Below are 15712 nucleotides of genomic sequence, written 5' to 3'. Positions count from 1 at the left end.
CAGGGCCGCTGCGTTCGCAGCGGGGCCAATGGAGTTAGGCGATCGGAGGCCGCTGTTCGACGATACTGGCGAGGCTGCCGAGGGCCGCTGGTTTGGAAGCCACGAGTGCGGCGCGAGATCCGCACGTGAGCCTGGGCTTAGTGAGGGTCGCGAGAACCGGGGCGGCGCACGCCGCCTCGCAAGCCGAGGTGCAAGGCTCAGACGTAGAGCCGTCTGGTTGCTCGACGTTCTCCGCCATCGCGGCGCAGTGGGCTTCCGGGGTGGCAAGGCCCTCCAAGGTCATTTCCGCCAATGGCGCGGCCGAAGCCACGACCTGACTCAGAATCAGGGCGAGCAGGCACGCGAAGATGACGAGACGCTGGTACATGACGCAATGATCTTGCGAGTGACGTAGACGGGCGATCAACGTGGTTCAAGACGGACTTGATGCGGGGCCTGGCGGCTCGGCCGACGCTGAGCGTCTTCAAGCATCGCTGACAGATAACGCCCTCCAAATCAGAGCCTTACGCCGATTGTGGGTGAAAAATGCATTTATCCCTGCCAACCCTCCTTACCGGCCCACGCGCCTCTCCAAACCTCACAATCGCTCACAAGGGCTCACAAGCGACCACAGTTGGGGCCGCCCGCCGGCATCAATCTTCAAGCAATCCCGGGATGGTAGAGGCTATGGCAAAGCCAACCGGAAAGATCAAATTAAGTTATTGATTTTATTATTCTTGTGGCGGAGAGAGTGGGATTCGAACCCACGGAAGGTTTTACCCTTCGGCGGTTTTCAAGACCGCTGCCTTAAACCACTCGGCCATCTCTCCGGGTGCGGGCATTGTAGCCGCGGCCTTCCTGGGCCGCAGCCGCAACCTGCGTTACAGCCTCGCCTCGCCCATCAGGCGCGGAAACTCCTCGACCATGTGGTCGATGAAGGCGCGCACCGCCGGCAGCTGGCCGCGTCGCGAGGGAAACACGGCGTGGAAGATGCCCTGCTCCAGGCTCCAGGCCGGCATCACCACTTCGAGGCGCCCGGCGCGCACGGCATCGACGCAGGCGGCCTCGGGCATCAGGGCGATGCCGATGCCGGCCATCGCGGCTTCCTGCAGCAGCGGGAAGTCGAGCGCCATCAAGCGCGGCTTGATCTCGACCTTGCGGGTCTCGCCGTTCGGGCCGTGCAGTTCCCAGACCTGCCGCGCATCGTCCTCGCTCATGCTCAGCGTGACGTGGTCCGCGAGGGCTTCCGGATCGATGGGGCGGCCATGGCGGGCGAGGTAGATCGGGCTGGCGACCAGCAGCTCGCGGAATTCGCCGAAGCGGCGCATCGCGAGGTCGCCGTCGGTATCCAGCTTGGTGCGCACGCGCAGGGCGACGTCGAAGCCTTCCTCGATCACGTCGACGCGGCGGTTCGCCACGTGCACCTGCAGGCGCACCTTCGGATGCTTGATCAGGAAACCCGGCACCACGCGCGAGAGCAGGCGCTGCGACAGCGAGACCGGGCAACTCACGCGCACGACGCCGCGCGGCTCGGCGCTGAGCACCTGCACCGCCTCCTGCGCGGCCTGTGCTTGCGCCAGCATCGACTGCGCGTGCTTGAAGACGTTCTGGCCGACCTCGGTGACCGCGAACTTGCGCGTCGAGCGCTGGATCAGGCGGACGCCGAAATCCTCCTCGAGCTGGGCGATGCGCCGCGACAGCCGGGACTTCGGCACGCCGGAGGCGCGCTCGGCGGCGGCATAGCCGCCATGCTCGACGACGAGGGCGAACAGCTTCAGGTCGTTGAGGTCGAGTTCGCCGCTACTCATCGGGGATTGCTCAGATTCGCTCGGCGCCGCCGAGGTAGGGGCGCAGGGCCTCGGGCACGGTGATGCTGCCGTCGGCGTTCTGGTGGTTCTCCATCACCGCGATCAGCGCACGGCCGACGGCCACGCCGGAACCATTGAGCGTGTGCAGCAGCTCGGGTTTGCCGGTGGCCGGATTGCGGAAGCGCGCCTGCATGCGGCGGGCCTGGAAATCACCGCAGTTCGAGCAGGAGCTGATCTCGCGGTAGGTGTTCTGGCTCGGCAACCAGACCTCGAGGTCGTAGGTCTTGATGGCCGAGAAGCCCATGTCGCCCGTGCACAGCAGCATGCGGCGATAAGACAGGCCGAGCTTCTCCAGCACCACCTCGGCGTTGCGGGTCATGCGCTCGTGCTCATCGGCGCTCTGCTCGGGCGTGGCGAGCGTGACCAGCTCGACCTTCTCGAACTGGTGCTGGCGGATCATGCCGCGCACGTCGCGGCCGCCGCTGCCGGCTTCGGCACGGAAGCACATCGAGTGGGCGGTGAGGCGCATCGGCAGCTGGGCCGCGTCGACGATCTCGTCGCGGACGAGGTTGGTCAGCGAGACTTCCGAGGTCGGGATCAGGTAGCGCTTGCCCTCGCCCACCGTGGTCGAGAACAGGTCCTCCTCGAACTTCGGCAGCTGGCCGGTGCCGCGCATGCTGTCGGCGTTGACGATCAATGGGACGTTCACTTCGAGGCAGCCGTGCTCGCCGGTGTGCAGGTCGAGCATGAACTGGGCCAGCGCGCGGTGCAGGCGGGCGACGCCGCCGCGCAGCACGGTGAAGCGCGAACCGCTGAGCTTGGCGCCGGCCTCGCCGTCGAGCATGCCGTCACGGGCGCCGAGTTCGACGTGGTCCTTCACCGCGAAGTCGAACGCGCGCGGCGTGCCCCAGCGGTGCTGCTCGACGTTGCCGCCCTCGTCGGTGCCGAAGGGCACGGACGCGTCGGGCAGGTTCGGGATGCCGGCGGCGATCGCATCGATCTCGGCCTTGATCGCCTCGAGGCGCGCTTCGGACGTCTTGAGCTCGTCGCCGATGGCCGCGACTTCGGCCATCAGCGGCGCCACGTCTTCACCCTTCGCCTTGGCCATGCCGATGGCCTTGCTGCGGGTGTTGCGCAGGTTCTGCAGTTCCTGCGTGCGCACCTGGATCTGCTTGCGCTCGGCTTCGATCGACTGCAAGGCCTCGACGTCGATGGCGAAGCCGCGCGTGGTCTTCAGGCGCTCGGCGGTGGCGGCCAGCTCGGCGCGCAGCAGGTTCGGGTCAAGCATCGAGGGGGTCTCGCGGGAACAGGAGGCGGATTATCGCTTGCGCCCCAGCCACCACGCCATGGCAGGCGTCGCCCGCAACACCCGTCAGCCCAGCGACGAGGGCATCGGGCCGCGAAGGGCCTCGCCAAGGCGCAGGCCCAGCCATACGAGGGCCAAGCCCGCGGCCAAGGTCAGGGCGAGGTAGCCCAGCGCGCGCTCCGGATGGCCACCGCGATGGAATGCCATCAGTTCCAGCATCAGGGCCGAATACGTGGTGAGCCCACCCATCAGCCCGACGATCAGCAGGGCCCTCAGGGCATCACCGAGCGAACCGCGCCCTGCCAGCACTGCGAACAGCAGGCCGGCGAGGAAACTGCCGCCAAGGTTCGCGGCCAAGGTGCCCCAAGGCAGGCCGTCGCCGAACTTCTGAAGCAGCGAGGCGCCCAGCCAGTAGCGCAATCCGGCGCCCAGCGCGCCGCCCAGCATCGCCAGCGCGAGGTGCGTGGGGTTCATGCGCCCTCGCCCCCGCGCGCCTTCGCACCACGCCCGGCACGGGCCGCCGCGCGCGCTTCGCGCAGGCTGTCGAGCTTCTCTTTCAGCTTGATCTCCATCCCTCGGGCGACCGGCTGGTAGTACACACGCCCTTCGAGTGCCTCTGGCAGGCAGACCTGGTCGAGGGCCACGCCGCCGGCCACGTCCGGGTCGTACTGGTAGCCCTGCCCATAGCCCAGACCCTTCATCAGCGCGGTCGGTGCATTGCGCAGTGGCATCGGCACCTCAAGCGTGCCGTGCTTCGCCACGTCGGCCTTGGCGGCCTTCCACGCGACGTAGCCGGCGTTGCTCTTGGCGCAGCTGGCGAGATACAGCGTGAGTTGTGCCAGCGCCAGTTCGCCTTCCGGCGCACCGAGGCGGTCGAAGGTTTCCCAGGCGGCGATGGCCATGTCGAGCGCACGCGGATCGGCGAGGCCGATGTCCTCGACAGCCATGCGCGTGAGCCGGCGTGCGAGGTAGGCCGGATCGCAGCCGCCATCGAGCATCCGGGCCAGCCAGTAGATCGCCGCGTCGGGGTCGGAGCTGCGCACGGACTTGTGCAGGGCGGAGATCTGGTCGTAGAACTGCTCGCCCTGCTTGTCGAAGCGGCGCGTGCGATCGGCCAGCACCTGCGACAGCGTGGCCGCGTCGATGCGTCCGCCCTCGGCGATCTCCGCGGCGATCTCCAGCAGGGTCAGCGCCCGGCGCACGTCGCCGTCCGCGGCCTGGGCAATGGTGGCGAGGGTGTCGTCGTCCACGCCGAGGCCCAGCGTGCCAAGGCCGCGCACCGGGTCGAGCAGCGCGCGGTGGAGGGCCTCGGCGATGTCCGCGGCGGATACCGCTTCGAGCACGTGCACGCGGCAGCGCGAAAGCAGCGCGGAGTTCAGTTCGAAGCTCGGGTTCTCGGTCGTCGCACCGACGAAGACGATATGGCCGGCCTCGATGTGCGGCAGGAAGGCGTCCTGCTGCGTCTTGTTGAAGCGGTGCACCTCGTCGACGAACAGCACCGTGCGCTCGCCTCGCGCGAAGGCTTCGGCCGCCTCGGCGAGCACCTTGCGCACCTCGGGCAAGCCGCTCATCACCGCCGAGATCGAATGGAAGCGCGCGCTGCTTTGCGCTGCGACGAGGCGCGCGAGCGTGGTCTTGCCGCAGCCCGGCGGCCCCCAGAGGATCATCGAGTGCACGCGCCCAGCGTCGAGTGCGCGACGCAGGGCCGCCTTCGGATCCAGCAGCCGGCGCTGGCCCACGACCTCGTCGAGGTCGCGCGGCCGCATGCGCTCGGCGAGCGGCGCGCTCACTCCTGCAGCGGGCGCACTTCGGCGCTGTCGCGGGTCTCGCCCACCACGTCCACGCCCTCGGGCGGGGTGAAGCGGAACAGGTCGGCCGGCAGAGCGCCATTGCGCTTCCACTGGCTGAAGCGCACTTCGGTGCGCTGGCCGAGCTGGTCCTCGAACACCATGCTCGCAAGGCCGTCGGCGCTGAAGCCGAGCTTCGCCGCCTGCACGGCCGAGTCTTCCGGCTTGCGCGCCTTCAGATCGACCCATGTCAAACCTTCAGACCGCCCGCCTTCGCTCACGACGAATTGGCGATCGAGCTCGCCAGGATCGATCAGCGCGGCGAGCGGGCTCGACTGCTCCTCGTAGCTCTGCACGCGCACCGTCACCTGCTCGAGGTCCGGGTCGTACAGCCATAGGTGGTCGCCATCGGCGACGATCAACTGCGGGTACGGCTGCTGGTACTCCCAGCGGAACTGGCGCGGCGCCTTCAGCGAGATGCGGCCTTCGCTGCGGTCGGTGGCGGTGCCGTTGGCGTCGAACACCTGCTGCGCGAAGCGGCCATCGAGGCTGCGCAGGTCGGTGGAGAAGCGGGTGATCGCCTCGCGCCCAGCGCTGGCCGCGGCCAGGGCGGGCGCAAGCATCAGGGCGACGATGGCGGTGCGGAACAGGGTCGGGGTCGTCATCGGAAGGCGATTCGGGCCGGAAAGGACGCCGGGAAGTGTCCGGCGTCGCGACTGAACGGAGGCGTCACCGCGGCGGAGGCGGCGCGATCACCATGCGGTCGCCGTTGTGCTCGGCCGGCGAGACGATGCCGGCGTGCTCCATGGCTTCGACGAGGCGCGCGGCGCGGTTGTAGCCGATCTTCAGGCGCCGCTGCACCGACGAAATCGAGGCCTTTCGGCTCTCGGTGACGAAGACAACGGCCTGGTCGTAGAGCGGATCGTTCTCGCTGTCGTCGCTGCTGGCGGCCTCCGGCAGGCCGCTGGCGCCGACCACGGTGCCGTCGCCCAGCGTCTGCACCTCGGCCAGCACGCCCTCGACGTAATCCGCGCCACCGCCATGCTGCTTCAGGAACTCGACGACGCGATGCACTTCCTCGTCGCTGACGAAGGCGCCGTGCACGCGCTCCGGCAGCGCCGTGCCCGGCGGCAGGTAGAGCATGTCGCCGTGGCCGAGCAGCGTTTCCGCGCCGGACTGGTCGAGGATCGTGCGCGAGTCGATCTTCGAGCTGACCTGGAACGCGATGCGGGTCGGGATGTTGGCCTTGATCAGGCCGGTGATGACGTCGACCGACGGGCGCTGGGTGGCGAGGATCAGGTGGATACCGGCGGCGCGGGCTTTCTGCGCCAGACGGGCGATGAGTTCTTCGACCTTCTTCCCGACAATCATCATCATGTCGGCGAATTCGTCGATGAAGACGACGATGTAGGGCAGCTCCTCCAACGGGCGCGGCTGCTCGCCGAGCTCCGGGTTCGGCTTGAACAGCGGGTCCATCAGCGGCTGGCCGGCGTCGCGGGCGTCCTTCACCTTGCGGTTGAAGCCCGCCAGGTTGCGCACGCCGACGGCGCTCATCAGCTTGTAGCGGCGCTCCATCTCGGCCACGCACCAGCGCAGGCCGTTCGCCGCTTCCTTCATGTCGGTGACGACCGGCGCCAGCAGGTGCGGGATGCCCTGGTAGACCGAGAGCTCCAGCATCTTCGGGTCGATCATCAGCATCCGCACGTCCTTGGCGGAGGCCTTGTAGAGCAGCGAGAGCACCATCGCGTTGACCGCCACCGACTTGCCCGAGCCGGTGGTGCCGGCGACGAGCAGGTGCGGCATGCGCGCGAGATCGGCCACCGTGGGCCGGCCAGCGATGTCCTTGCCGAGCGCCAGCGTAAGCGGGCTCGGCGACTTGTCGTACTCCTTCGAGCGCAGCATCTCCGAGAGGAAGATCATCTCGCGCTTGGTGTTCGGGATTTCGAGGCCGACCACCGACTTGCCGGGGATCACGTCGACCACGCGCACCGACTTCACCGAGAGACCGCGGGCGATGTCCTTGTCGAGCGAATTGATCTGGCTGCCCTTGACGCCGGGCGCCGGCTCCATCTCGAAGCGGGTGATGACCGGGCCCGGATAGGCGCCGACCACCTGCACGTCGATGCGGAAGTCCTTGAGCTTGAATTCGATCTGGCGCGAGAGCGTTTCCAGCGTTTCCTCGCTGTAGCCGCGCTCCTGCACCTTGGGCTCGTCGAGGAGCGAAAGCGGCGGCAGGCCGCCTTCCGGCACGGCGTTGAACAGCGGGATCTGCTGCTCGCGCTTGGCCCGCTCGCTCTTCTCCACGACGGCCGGGGCCGGGGCCTCGATGTGGACCGGCTCGCGCTTGGCACGCTTCTGCGTCTCGACCTTGCGGACTTCCTCGCGTTCCTCGCGCATCACGCGGGTTCGCTGCCATTCCGCGGCCTGCTCGCGGCCGGCCTTGGCGCGCTCGAACAGACCGAGGATGCGGGCGCCGATCCACTCCATCACGGCGAACCACGACATCCCCGTGGCCAGCGTGATCGACACCAGCACCAGTGCAAGCAGCAGCAGATGGCCGCCGGCCAACCCGAACACGACAGTGACGGACCGGCCGACCAGCTCGCCGAGCACGCCCCCTGAGGAGGTGGTCGGCAAGGCCGAGGACGCGCCGAACCAGAGCTGCATGAGGCCGGTGCCGGCGACGAGTACGCCGACGATGCCCACGAGGCGCAGGGCCGGGCCGAGATCGACCTGGCCGTCGCCGTCGCTGTCCATCCCGAACAGAGCCACCCAAGTGATGCCCCCGAGGATCAGGGGCAGGGTGTAGGCCATCCAGCCGAACAGGCCGAAGGCGAAATCCGCGATGTAGGCGCCGGCGGGGCCGCCGAAATTCTGGATCTCGCCGGCCACGCTGCCGGTCCGGGACCAGCCGGGATCGGCCGAGGAGTAGCTGACCAGGCTGGCGAACAGGTAAAGCAGGGCCGGCGCGGCAACCACCAGCGCCACTTCGCGCCACAGCTTCTGTTTGCGGTCCAGTGCCCTGCCCTCCACGCCCTGCATCAGCACGCATCCACTCCCTGCGCGAACTTGCCGCAGGGAGTGTAGCGCGCGGGGCTCAGACCGCCATGTCCTTCAGCGCGGGGTGCACGATCTGGCCACCCTCGACGTTGATGCCACGGACCAGGGCGGTGTTGTCGCGCCAGGTGCCGGAGGCCAGCTTCTGCACCCACGGCAGGATCGCCGCGCAGATCGCCTGCGAGGAGGTCTGCGGCACGGCACCCGGCATGTTCGTCACGGCGAAATGGATGACGCCCTCCTCGACGTAGGTCGGCTCCTTCCACGTGGTCGGGCGGGTGGTCTCGAAGCAGCCGCCCTGGTCCACCGAGATGTCGACCAGCACGCTGCCCTTCTGCATGCCCTTGATCATCTCGCGGGAGACGACGTGGGGGGCCTTGGCGCCGGTGACCAGCACGGCACCGATGACCAGGTCGGCGTCGCGCAGTTCGCGGGCGACGGCGTCCTCGTAGGGATACAGCGCGGTGACGTTCGGGCCGAGCGCCATCATCTGCGCCATGCGGTCCTGGCGCTTCTCGAACACCACCACGTTCGCACCGCTCGATGCGGCCAGCGCGGCCGAGTTGCCGCCGGCGGCGCCGGCGCCGAGCACCACGACCTTGCCGCGCTCGGTGGACGGCAGGCCGCCCAGCAGCTTGCCCTTGCCACCCATCGGCTGGTGCAGGTAATGCGCACCCACCTGCACGGCGATGCGGCCGGCGACGATCGACATCGGGGTCAGCAGCGGCAGGTCGCCGTTGTCGAGCTCCACCGTCTCGAACGCGACGCCGGTCAGGCCGATGTCGAGCAGCTTGCGCGTCAGCACCGGCTCGGCGGCGAGGTGCAGGTAGCAGAACAGAAGGTGGTCCTTGCGCAGGTGCTTGAGGTCGCCTTCGATCGGCTCCTTCACCTTCACCACGAGTTCGGCCTTCTCGTAGAGCGCGGCCGCGTCGGCGGCGATCTTGACGCCAAGCGCGGTGTACTCGTCGTCGCTGAAGCCGCTTTTGATGCCCGCGTCCTTCTCGATCCACACCTCATGGCCACGGCGCACGAGGTCGGCGCAGGCGGCGGGCACGAGGGCCACGCGGCCTTCGAGGGTCTTGGTTTCGCGGGGGATACCGATACGCATGGTGCTGGGCTCCAGGGGGCGGCGCGGGACGCGCGCGTTGAACGAATGAAGCCGCCGTGAGGCGGCTTGGAAGCAACGTCGATGCAACCTTGATTTGAAGGGCCTCGGCCCCCAAGCTTTGCAGCCCGCATGCCGCGCCTTTGTTGCGCCGCACACCGCCACGAAGCCGCGAAAGTATAACGACATGACCGCCACCAAGCATTCCCGCCTCCTCATCCTCGGCTCCGGCCCCGCCGGCTACACGGCTGCCGTGTACGCCGCGCGCGCCAACCTGAAGCCGGTGCTGGTGACGGGCCTGCAGCAGGGCGGCCAGCTGATGACGACGACGGAAGTCGACAACTGGCCAGGCGACGCGCACGGCCTGATGGGCCCGGACCTGATGGCGCGCATGCAGGCGCACGCCGAGCGCTTCGAGACTGAAATCGTTTTCGACCACATCCATACGGCGGAGTTGGGTTCGCGACCGTTCCGCCTGAAGGGCGACAGCGGCGAATACACCTGCGACGCGCTGATCATCGCCACCGGCGCCAGCGCCAAGTACCTCGGCATCCCGTCCGAAGAGGCCTTCAAGGGCCGCGGCGTCTCCGCCTGCGCCACCTGCGATGGCTTCTTCTTCCGCGGACAGGACGTCGCGGTGATCGGCGGCGGCAACACCGCGGTCGAGGAAGCGCTCTACCTCTCCAACATCGCCAACAAGGTCTACCTCGTGCACCGCCGCGACACGCTGCGCGCCGAGAAGATCCTGCAAGACAAGCTGTTCGCCAAAGCCGCGGCCGGCAAGATCGAGCTGGTGTGGAACCACGCCGTCGACGAGGTGCTGGGCGACGAATCTGGCGTCACCGGCGCGCGCCTGCGCTCGGTCAAGGACGACAGCACGCGCGAGATCGCCGTCACCGGCTTCTTCGTCGCCATCGGCCACAGCCCGAACACCTCGCTGTTCGACGGCCAGCTCGACATGCGCGACGGCTACATCAAGGTGAAGTCTGGCCTCGACGGCGGCGCCACCGGCACCAGCATCCCGGGCGTGTTCGCCGCTGGCGACGTGGCCGACCACGTCTACCGCCAGGCCATCACTTCGGCCGGCTCGGGCTGCATGGCGGCCCTCGACGCCGACAAGTTCCTCGACAAGCACGAGTAAGCGCGGCGCGGCCGGCGATGCCCGAGCTCCGCCTCCATCGCCGGCTCGACGAGATCCCCGCATCGACGTGGGACGCGCTGAACCGCGGCGGCCACCCGTTCACCTCACACGCCTTCCTCGCGGGGCTCGAGGCGCATGGCTGCCTCGACCCCGAGTACGGTTGGACGCCTTTGCACGCGGCATTGTGGGAGGGCGACGCCCTGCTCGCCGCCGCACCGGCCTACGCGAAAGGAAACTCGCACGGCGAGTTCGTGTTCGACCACGCCTGGGCGAACGCCTACGCGCAGTACGGCCTCGACTACTACCCGAAGTGGCTGATCGGCGTGCCCTACTCACCCGTCACCGGGCCGCGCCTGCTGTCGGTTGACGATGGTTCGAAGCGGACGCTGCTGGAGGCCATGCGCGAGGCGGCACCGGCGCTCGGCCTGCATTCGCTGCACTCGAATTTCCTCGATGCCGCCGATCTCGATGCCTTCGACGCGAGCTGGCTCGCTCGCGAGGACGTGCAGTTCCATTGGACGCGCGATCCGTCGTGGCGCACTTTCGATGACTTCCTCGGCGCCCTCGACCACAAGCGCCGCAAGAACCTGAAGGCGGATCGCCGCAAGGTGTGCGAGGCCGGCGTGCGCCTCCGCGTGCTGGACGGCCGAGCCGCCCGCGGTGAACCGATGGCCGCGATGCACCGCTTCTACGTGCAGACATTCGCCGAGAAGTGGAACCACGCGGCGATGACGGAGGCCTTCTTCCAGCACCTGTGCGAGGCCCTGCCCGATGCGGTGGTGCTGATCCTCGCCGAGCGCGAGGGCGAGGCGATCGCCGGCGCACTGTGCCTGCGCTCGGACGACACGCTCTACGGCCGCTACTGGGGGGCCATGGTCGATGTGCCGGGCCTGCATTTCGAGGCTTGCTACCACCAGGGCATCGCCTACTGCATCGAGCATGGGCTCGACCGGTTCGAGCCCGGCGCCCAAGGCGAACACAAAATCGCCCGCGGCTTCCTGCCCACGCGCACGCGCAGCCGGCACTGGCTGGCCGAACCACGCTTCCATGACGCGCTGAAGCGCTGGTGCGCGGCCGAGCGCGAGGCCACGCGGCGCTATCGCGAGTCGCTGGCGGCGCACTCGCCCTTCCGCTCGCCATGACGCGCCCCCTGCTGCTGGGGCCCGACCCCGCCTCGCCCTTCCCGCCCGCCGAACTCGCCCTCGACGATCCCGATGGCCTGGTGTGCATCGGTGGCGACCTGTCACCCGTGCGACTGGTGAATGCCTATGCCGCCGGGATGTTCCCGTGGTTCAGCGAGGGCCAGCCCATCCTGTGGTGGTCGCCGTCGGAGCGCCTCGTGTTCCGCAGCGAGGGCGTGCGGCTTTCGACGCGCTTCCGACGCGAACTGCGCCGCAGCCCATGGGAGGTTCGGTTCAACACCGCCTTCGATCGCGTGATCGCCGCCTGCGCCAGCGCGCCCCGGCCCGGCCAGGACGGCACCTGGATCACGCCAGCGATGCAGCGTGCCTACGGCCAGCTGCACCGGCTCGGGCATGCGCACAGCGTCGAGGTCTGGGACGGTGAACGGCTGGTCGGCGGGCTGTATGGCGTGTCTGTCGGCACCGGTTTCCACGCCGAGAGCATGGTCAGCCTCGAGAGCGGCGGCTCGAAAATGGCGCTCGCGGCCCTCGGCCGACGCCTCGGCGAGCTGGGCTGGCCGCTGTTCGACGCCCAGATCGAGAACCCGCACCTGCGCTTCATGGGCGGCGAGGTCTGGCCCCGGGCGCGGTTCCTCTCGACCTTCCTCGCCCGCACCGCCTCGGGCGCGCCGAGCCTCGACTGGGCGGGCACGCCCTACCCGGCCCGCCAGCTGGCGGACTGAACCCCGCCCGACCCGCTTAACCGGATTTTTGCAAGCGCCGGCCCGGCGTGGCACACTCCGCGCCTTCGATTCACCCCCTTTCCCGCCCCAGACCGCCAAGGCCAGAAGCCCGCTGCATGTCAAAAGACGATTCCATCGAGTTCGAAGGCACCGTGACCGAAACGCTGCCGAACACCATGTTCCGCGTGAAGCTCGAAAACGGCCACGTCATCACGGCTCACATCTCGGGCCGCATGCGCAAGAACTACATCCGGATCCTGACGGGTGACAAGGTCAAGGTCGAAATGACGCCCTACGACCTCACCAAGGGTCGTATCACCTACCGCATGAAGTAAGCGCCGCGCGCGCTCCATGCCAAGAAAAACGGCAGCCTCGGCTGCCGTTTTTCGTTTCGAGACCCGGAAGTCCGGGCCTCACTCCACGGTGGCGGGAAGCAGCTTCTCCGGCTCGGCGAAGGCTTCGACCGTGAGCTGGCCGTCGCGCACACCCACCTCGACCTTGCCGCCGTTCACCAGCTTGCCGAACAGCAGTTCGTCGGCCAACGGACGCTTGATCTTGTCCTGGAGCAGGCGCGCCATCGGGCGCGCGCCCATCTGCGGGTCGAAGCCGTGCTCGGCCAGCCACTGCCGCGCTTCCGGCGTCGCCGACATGGCCACGTGCTTCTCCTGCAGCTGCGCCTCGAGTTCGATCAGGAACTTGTCGACGACGCGCAGGATGTGTTCGAAACCGAGCGCGCCGAACTGCACGACGGCGTCGAGGCGGTTGCGGAACTCCGGCGTGAACGCCTTGCGGATCACTTCCATCGCATCGGTGCTGTGGTTCTGCTCGACGAAACCGATGGTGCGGCGCGCGGCCTGGGCGGCACCGGCGTTCGTCGTCATCACGATGATGACGTTGCGGAAGTTCGCCTCGCGGCCGTTCGTGTCCGTCAGGATGCCGCGGTCCATGACCTGCAGCAGGATGTTGAACACATCCGGATGCGCCTTCTCGATTTCGTCCAGCAGCAGCACGCAGTGCGGCGTCTTGACGATCTTCTCGGTGAGCAGGCCGCCCTGGTCGAAGCCGACGTAGCCCGGGGGCGCGCCGATGAGGCGGCTCACGGAATGCGGCTCCATGTACTCCGACATGTCGAAGCGGACCAGTTCGATGCCCAGCTGCATGGCGAGCTGGCGCGTGACCTCGGTCTTGCCGACGCCGGTCGGGCCGGCGAACAGGAAGTTGCCGATCGGCTTGTCGGGATTACCGAGGCCGGAGCGCGCGAGCTTGATCGACGACACCAGCGATTCGATGGACGAGTCCTGCCCGAAGATCACCATCTTCAGGTTGCGCTCGAGGTTCTTCAGCACGTCCTTGTCCGAAGCGCTCACCTGCTTCGGCGGGATGCGCGCCATCTTCGCGACGATGAGTTCGACCTCCTCGACGTCGATCAGGCGCTTGCGCTTGTCTTCCGACATCAGGCGCTGGCGGGCACCGGCCTCGTCGATCACGTCGATGGCCTTGTCCGGCAGCAGGCGGTCGCCGATGTGCTTCACCGACAGGTCCACGGCCGCCTGCAGCGCATCGGCGCTGTAGGTCACGTCGTGGTGCAGTTCGAACTTGCCCTTCAGGCCGTTGAGGATGGCCACCGCCTCGGCGACCGTCGGCTCGACGACATCGATCTTCTGGAAGCGACGCGCCAGCGCGCGATCCTTCTCGAAGACGCCACGGTATTCCTGGAAGGTGGTCGAGCCGATGCAGCGCAGCTCGCCGGTCTGCAGGGCCGGCTTGATGAGGTTCGACGCATCCATGGTGCCGCCCGACGCCGAACCCGCACCGATGATGGTGTGGATCTCGTCGATGAAGAGGATGGCGTTCGGCTCTTTCTTGATCTGGTTGACCACAGCCTTCAAGCGCTTCTCGAAGTCACCGCGGTACTTGGTGCCGGCGACCAGCGCGCCGAGGTCGAGCGAGTAGACCGTGGCGTCCTTCAGCACGTCCGGCACGTCGCCCTCGACGATGCGCCACGCCAGGCCTTCGGCCAGCGCGGTCTTGCCCACGCCAGCCTCGCCGACGTAGAGCGGGTTGTTCTTGCGGCGACGGCACAGCACCTGGATCGTGCGCTCGATCTCCGCCTCGCGGCCGATGAGCGGGTCGATCTTGCCCTCGCGGGCCAGCTGGTTGAGGTTGGCCGCGAATTCCTCGAGCGGATTCTGCTTCGGCTGGCCATCCTCGCCCGTCTCGCCTTCCGACTTCGGCGCATCGGCCGGCTTGGCGTCGGTCGACTCGCCGCTCTTGGCGACGCCGTGCGAGATATAGTTGACGACGTCGAGCCGGGTCACGTCCTGCTGCTGCAGGTGGTAGACCGCGTGGCTGTCCTTCTCGCCGAAGATCGCCACCAGCACGTTGGCACCGGTCACTTCCTTCCGGCCGCTGCTCTGCACGTGGTAGACGGCGCGCTGCAGCACGCGCTGGAAGCCCAGCGTCGGCTGCGTGTCGCGGGTGTCGTCCTCCGGGAGGATCGGCACCGTCTCGGCGATGACGTTGCGCAGGTCCTGCCCGAGGCGACCGTTGTCGGAGCCGCAGGCCTTCAGCACCTGCACGGCCGACGCGTTGTCGAGGAGTGCCAACAGCAGGTGCTCGACCGTCATGAACTCATGCCGGGCTTCGCGGGCCTGCTTGTAGCACTGGCCGATGGTGAATTCGAGATCTTTGCTGAACATTCGGGGCCTCCAGGGCAATGACCCGGATATGGGGGCGGCTCAGGCCTTTTCCATCGTGCACATCAGCGGATGCTGGTGCGTCCGGGAAAAATCGTTCACCTGCGACACTTTCGTTTCTGCCACTTCGCGTGTGTAGACGCCGCAGACACCTTTGCCGCGCGTGTGCACGTGCAGCATCACCTGGGTGGCTTTCTCGCGGTTCATGCCGAAGAACACCTGCAACACCTCGACGACGAAATCCATCGGGGTGTAGTCATCGTTCAACAGGACCACCCGGTACAGCGATGGGCGTTCCAGTTCGGGCTTGGCCGTCTCGACGGCGAGGCCGCGTTCATGTTCGGAATCGGGGCGTTCGTGTTGGCTCATGGGGCCAGTATATGAGGCGCTCGGAGCGCGACGGCAAGGGCCGGAAGCGCGGCGCACGAACGTGGACGCTGCCGGATGCCGGCGTCACAATGCGGGCTTTCCCCGATCCGGCCGCCGCATGGCCGCGGAGTCCGCGTTGAGCTATCGCCAAGGCCGCTTCTGGCAACCCGATGTGACCGTCGCGACCGTCGTCTTCCGTGATGGCCGCCTCTTGGTCGTGGAGGAAGAGGTCGGAGGCCGCCGGGTGCTGAACCAGCCGGCCGGCCACCTCGAGCCGGACGAGGCCATCGTCGACGCCGCGATCCGGGAGACGCTGGAGGAAACCGGCTGGACGGTGCGGCTGACCGCGTTCGTTGGCGCTTACCAATGGCAGGCGCCGGAGAGCGGCCGCAGCTACCTCCGCCTCGCCTTCACCGCGGAGCCCGTGGCCCACCACCCGGAGCGCCCTCTCGATGCCGGCATCGTGCAGGCGCACTGGCTGACGCCCTCCGAATTGCGCGCCCGCGAGGCCGAACACCGCAGCCCGCTGGTCTGGCGCGTGGTGCAGGACGCCCTCGACGGCCGCCGGTTGCCGCTGGAGTCGGTGGCGGCGCTGTGAGG

At 68.1% G+C, this 15712-nt stretch carries 15 protein-coding genes and 1 tRNA gene; 5 read left to right on the top strand and 11 right to left on the bottom strand.

Annotation, left to right across the window (positions count from 1 at the left end):
* Positions 1-34: 34 nt before the first annotated feature.
* The 9 genes from O9280_RS16645 to ald form a co-directional block, all read right to left on the bottom strand.
* A complete protein-coding gene (locus tag O9280_RS16645) occupies positions 35-367 on the bottom strand; it encodes a hypothetical protein (protein ID WP_298345409.1) in 333 nt (110 codons plus the stop codon).
* Positions 368-719: 352 nt separating this feature from the next.
* Positions 720-809: transfer RNA gene (locus O9280_RS16640), tRNA-Ser, on the bottom strand.
* A gap of 51 nt (positions 810-860) precedes the next feature.
* The gene (locus O9280_RS16635; protein WP_298345407.1) at positions 861-1787 is read right to left on the bottom strand and encodes a LysR family transcriptional regulator; all 927 of its coding nucleotides are present in this window, start codon (positions 1785-1787) and stop codon (positions 861-863) included.
* Positions 1788-1797: 10 nt separating this feature from the next.
* Entirely contained in the window at positions 1798-3075 is a 1278-nt protein-coding gene (gene serS / locus O9280_RS16630) for a serine--tRNA ligase (RefSeq protein WP_298345404.1), read from the bottom strand.
* 84 nt (positions 3076-3159) lie between these two features.
* A complete protein-coding gene (locus O9280_RS16625; protein ID WP_298345401.1) occupies positions 3160-3567 on the bottom strand; it encodes a CrcB family protein in 408 nt (135 codons plus the stop codon).
* A complete protein-coding gene (locus tag O9280_RS16620) occupies positions 3564-4859 on the bottom strand; it encodes a replication-associated recombination protein A (protein ID WP_298345485.1) in 1296 nt (431 codons plus the stop codon). Before O9280_RS16620 ends, O9280_RS16625 begins: the two co-directional genes overlap by 4 nt.
* 20 nt (positions 4860-4879) lie before the next feature.
* A complete protein-coding gene (lolA, locus tag O9280_RS16615; RefSeq protein WP_298345399.1) occupies positions 4880-5545 on the bottom strand; it encodes an outer membrane lipoprotein chaperone LolA in 666 nt (221 codons plus the stop codon).
* Between the two features lie 64 nt (positions 5546-5609).
* Entirely contained in the window at positions 5610-7922 is a 2313-nt protein-coding gene (locus O9280_RS16610; RefSeq protein WP_298345482.1) for a DNA translocase FtsK, read from the bottom strand.
* Positions 7923-7977: 55 nt separating this feature from the next.
* On the bottom strand, positions 7978-9045 hold the full coding sequence (gene ald, locus O9280_RS16605; protein WP_298345396.1) for an alanine dehydrogenase: 1068 nt from the start codon (positions 9043-9045) through the stop codon (positions 7978-7980).
* 184 nt (positions 9046-9229) lie between these two features.
* Between ald and trxB the strand changes: the two genes are divergently transcribed.
* The 4 genes from trxB (at position 9230) to infA (ending at position 12382) form a co-directional block, all read left to right on the top strand.
* Positions 9230-10183 (top strand): thioredoxin-disulfide reductase, encoded by a 954-nt coding sequence (gene trxB / locus O9280_RS16600; protein ID WP_298345394.1) that lies wholly within the window; start codon positions 9230-9232, stop codon positions 10181-10183.
* 17 nt (positions 10184-10200) lie between these two features.
* On the top strand, positions 10201-11325 hold the full coding sequence (locus O9280_RS16595) for a GNAT family N-acetyltransferase (RefSeq protein WP_298345391.1): 1125 nt from the start codon (positions 10201-10203) through the stop codon (positions 11323-11325).
* Positions 11322-12047: a leucyl/phenylalanyl-tRNA--protein transferase gene (gene aat, locus O9280_RS16590; RefSeq protein ID WP_343228774.1), complete on the top strand. Its 726-nt coding sequence runs from the start codon at positions 11322-11324 to the stop codon at positions 12045-12047. Before O9280_RS16595 ends, aat begins: the two co-directional genes overlap by 4 nt.
* A 116-nt stretch (positions 12048-12163) precedes the next feature.
* Entirely contained in the window at positions 12164-12382 is a 219-nt protein-coding gene (infA, locus tag O9280_RS16585; RefSeq protein ID WP_028769496.1) for a translation initiation factor IF-1, read from the top strand.
* A 78-nt stretch (positions 12383-12460) separates the two neighbouring features.
* On the opposite strand, the gene clpA is transcribed toward infA, so the two are convergent.
* A complete protein-coding gene (gene clpA / locus O9280_RS16580; RefSeq protein ID WP_297866351.1) occupies positions 12461-14746 on the bottom strand; it encodes an ATP-dependent Clp protease ATP-binding subunit ClpA in 2286 nt (761 codons plus the stop codon).
* Between the two features lie 39 nt (positions 14747-14785).
* Complete coding sequence (gene clpS / locus O9280_RS16575) at positions 14786-15112, bottom strand: ATP-dependent Clp protease adapter ClpS (RefSeq protein ID WP_297866352.1); 327 nt, start codon at positions 15110-15112, stop codon at positions 14786-14788.
* A 136-nt stretch (positions 15113-15248) separates the two neighbouring features.
* On the opposite strand from clpS, the gene O9280_RS16570 reads away from it, so the two are divergent.
* Positions 15249-15710, top strand: coding sequence for an NUDIX hydrolase (locus tag O9280_RS16570; protein ID WP_298345479.1), 462 nt, complete (start codon positions 15249-15251; stop codon positions 15708-15710).
* The last annotated feature ends 2 nt before the right edge of the window (positions 15711-15712 follow it).

The sequence above is a fragment of the Silanimonas sp. genome (assembly GCF_027531545.1).
In the GTDB taxonomy this organism is placed as follows: domain Bacteria; phylum Pseudomonadota; class Gammaproteobacteria; order Xanthomonadales; family Xanthomonadaceae; genus Silanimonas.
The sequence above is the reverse complement of the archived record's forward strand: the minus strand, read 5'-3'. Positions and strand labels throughout refer to the sequence as shown.

Bases quoted from the DNA above. Each gene is read 5' to 3' on its own strand.
- O9280_RS16635 (WP_298345407.1), bottom strand. From the start codon at position 1,787: ATGAGTAGCGGCGAACTCGACCTCAACGACCTGAAGCTGTTCGCCCTC.
- clpA (WP_297866351.1), bottom strand. From the start codon at position 14,746: ATGTTCAGCAAAGATCTCGAATTCACCATCGGCCAGTGCTACAAGCAG.
- O9280_RS16645 (WP_298345409.1), bottom strand. From the start codon at position 367: ATGTACCAGCGTCTCGTCATCTTCGCGTGCCTGCTCGCCCTGATTCTG.
- O9280_RS16620 (WP_298345485.1), bottom strand. From the start codon at position 4,859: ATGCGGCCGCGCGACCTCGACGAGGTCGTGGGCCAGCGCCGGCTGCTG.
- O9280_RS16610 (WP_298345482.1), bottom strand. From the start codon at position 7,922: ATGCAGGGCGTGGAGGGCAGGGCACTGGACCGCAAACAGAAGCTGTGG.
- O9280_RS16625 (WP_298345401.1), bottom strand. From the start codon at position 3,567: ATGAACCCCACGCACCTCGCGCTGGCGATGCTGGGCGGCGCGCTGGGC.
- serS (WP_298345404.1), bottom strand. From the start codon at position 3,075: ATGCTTGACCCGAACCTGCTGCGCGCCGAGCTGGCCGCCACCGCCGAG.
- aat (WP_343228774.1), top strand. From the start codon at position 11,322: ATGACGCGCCCCCTGCTGCTGGGGCCCGACCCCGCCTCGCCCTTCCCG.
- trxB (WP_298345394.1), top strand. From the start codon at position 9,230: ATGACCGCCACCAAGCATTCCCGCCTCCTCATCCTCGGCTCCGGCCCC.
- ald (WP_298345396.1), bottom strand. From the start codon at position 9,045: ATGCGTATCGGTATCCCCCGCGAAACCAAGACCCTCGAAGGCCGCGTG.
- O9280_RS16595 (WP_298345391.1), top strand. From the start codon at position 10,201: ATGCCCGAGCTCCGCCTCCATCGCCGGCTCGACGAGATCCCCGCATCG.
- lolA (WP_298345399.1), bottom strand. From the start codon at position 5,545: ATGACGACCCCGACCCTGTTCCGCACCGCCATCGTCGCCCTGATGCTT.
- clpS (WP_297866352.1), bottom strand. From the start codon at position 15,112: ATGAGCCAACACGAACGCCCCGATTCCGAACATGAACGCGGCCTCGCC.
- infA (WP_028769496.1), top strand. From the start codon at position 12,164: ATGTCAAAAGACGATTCCATCGAGTTCGAAGGCACCGTGACCGAAACG.